Origin of the sequence: Natronorubrum halalkaliphilum, from assembly GCF_009834785.1 — an archaeon.
Lineage (GTDB): Archaea > Halobacteriota > Halobacteria > Halobacteriales > Natrialbaceae > Natronorubrum > Natronorubrum halalkaliphilum.
On record NZ_WUYX01000054.1, the window covers coordinates 1 to 2,492 of the forward strand.

Genomic DNA, 2,492 nt, shown 5'->3' on the forward strand with positions numbered 1-2,492 from the left:
TTCCATAGACAGAATCGAATTCCTCGGCTTCATCCTTCTAAGCTAGTGATATCGGCGGATTAGATCGCTATTCAACAGAGCAGATCTTTCTACTCGAGCGCGGACACTCCCGCTAGCGCTCGTGGTCGGGGGCGTTGACCGTTCGAGCGACGGCGTCACCGAGACGGTCGGCCAGGGGACTCCGCTGGACGTCCAGCTTCCGGTGAAGCAGGAACTGGACGAAACACGGGAGTGCACCGATCAGCGTTACGATGGCACTCATCGTCCAGACGTTTCCGCCACTCACGAGCCACGCTAGCCCGCCCGCGCCGCCGAGACACAGCGCCACCGCACAGCCGAGGTACGCTCTCGACAGCAATGGTGCTCGAGCCCGCTGCTCGTCGGTATACGACCGGTATTCGACGGCGACGAGGACGCCGCCGAGAACGAATACGAGCGAGACGAGCCCGTAGACGGTCTCGAGCATAGCTGCTCCTTCTCTGTCGATCCGCATAACTGTTGTCCACGAGACACGTCCTGCCGCTCGACTCGAGAGTTCGATCGGCGTTATCGGCGGATCGTCTTCGACTCGATTCTGTCGCCGTCGCGCCACTGATAGTAGTGGTAGGTCGTTCCGCCGATTTCCTTGACCGTGACGCTCGCTCGCTCCGGAACGTCGTCTGGGTACTCGAGATCGGCTTCCTCAGTATTGTCCACATCGTTGTCGTCCGCGGTGGGTTCAGGGTTGGTATCAGTACCAGTAGCTGTTTCAGTACCAGTATCAGAGACCTCGGACTGCTCGTGCTCCCGTCCGTCGCCCGCTCGAGACGCCTTCCACGCCGCGAGTTCCTCGAGGTAGCCCCCGACGGCGCGGAGCGTTTCGGCATCCCGATCCTCGAGCATCGCCAGCAGTTCGGCGCTCTCTCGATCGAGGCCGGCCGGCGGAGTGGGTCGGTCGCGGGTCATCGGTCGTGACTCGAGATTTGCGGGACGCGCCTAAAACTTCCGTCGGTCCGCTAGCGGCTTCGTTCGAGGCTGTTCAGAATACGGGAAGCCTCCTTTCGCTCTCGGTTCGATAGTCGCGTTTCGTGTATTTCCGAACGGAGGGCGCTGTTGGTGACAATGAGTTCATAAGAATTCCGACTACACTCCGTTCGAACTGGTTCTCACCGACCTCGATTCGGCGCAGGTGAAACTCGCCTACGTCTGTCTTGAGGCAATTGGCGGTGCAACGATGGAGGAACCCGGAACGATACTGTCACTGCCAAAACTCTCGGTGTTGAGTTTGCTCGATTCGCTCTCGAGTGCGGTCTCGTCGAACAGCGAGGCGAGGAGTACGTCATCGCGAGTTGACCGAAAGTTGTAAGCGGAGATAGCAGTCGCTGTGACCAGCGCTGAAGATGACTTCGGTGCAGTGGCTGAGAACGACTATATTATAGATACCCACTCATTATATCCAGTATTATATGGGTTCGCTTTATTTACTACCGAAGTTCAGACGTATACACACACCACGGTTTCAGCAATTTAGGGTAAGGTGGTGAAGGTGGAAGATTGAGTAGCTGATTGTTAGTGACTATCTTTACCCACCACCGTTTCAGGAATTTGCTGGCTCGCAAACATACAGAAACGCCAGACAATTGCCGTTAATCACTATTTATTCACTCCTAGGGGACTGTAATAAGGCCGTCAAATATACTATCGGACAGCAGTCAATACGAAACCGATCGTGAATTCGGGGTCGTCGCCGACGGTGACGACTCCAACAGAACGATCGGCTTCACGTCGTTCTGTCTAACAGTATAGGATGACACACACCACCGTTTCAGCAATTTTCAGGAAGTAAGGGAACGCGAGGCCCGTAGCGGGTACCTGTTGAGATGCTACACGTATAAACAAGAAATTCTGGAGGGAAAATATGTTATATATCGGCTCTAGACGTTTTCTACACCCACATTAACTACTACTAAACAAAACAGTTATATGTTATTATATGGGTTGGTGAAGTAGCTATTCTACTGAACAACAGTTACACAATCCAAATCCCGTTTTTCGCACAGTGCGGTGAATTATAACCGCATCTATGCTCACCTTCCCTCTCATCCGAGAATTCCTGAAACGGTGGTGGGTGTCTCCAGCTATTTCTACTGAAATATTTCGTTGAAGACTTTCGAGACATTACTGAAACAAAGGTTTTATTACAATACATCAGAGTCTCTAAATATGACTCAATTTTCAAACGTCTCGTCTATATTTCGGCGAGAAGAAGTACTCCGAGAAGAGTACCACCCTGATGATCTCCCGGAACGAACAGATGAAATGGAAAATCTGCATATGTCGCTAGCTCCTGCTGCACGGGGAGTCGGCGCAAACAACGTGTTTCTCCACGGCAAAGCAGGACAAGGCAAAACTGCTGCTACGAAATCAAAACTCAGTACCTCACAAAGTTCGGTACTGAAACCGCAACCTCAACGGTAAGCGACCGCCGCTGATCGTGAAGAGAGATGGTGAGT

The 2,492-nt window shown here is 52.8% G+C and carries 2 protein-coding genes; both read right to left on the minus strand.

All coding sequences use genetic code 11. From position 1 onward, the window contains the following. Nucleotides 1-112: 112 nt before the first annotated feature. Entirely contained in the window at nucleotides 113-466 is a 354-nt protein-coding gene (locus tag GS429_RS16785; RefSeq protein WP_160066504.1) for a hypothetical protein, read from the minus strand. A gap of 80 nt (nucleotides 467-546) precedes the next feature. Further along, nucleotides 547-945, minus strand: coding sequence for a hypothetical protein (locus GS429_RS16790; protein ID WP_160066505.1), 399 nt, complete (start codon nucleotides 943-945; stop codon nucleotides 547-549). Between the last annotated feature and the right edge of the window lie 1,547 nt (nucleotides 946-2,492).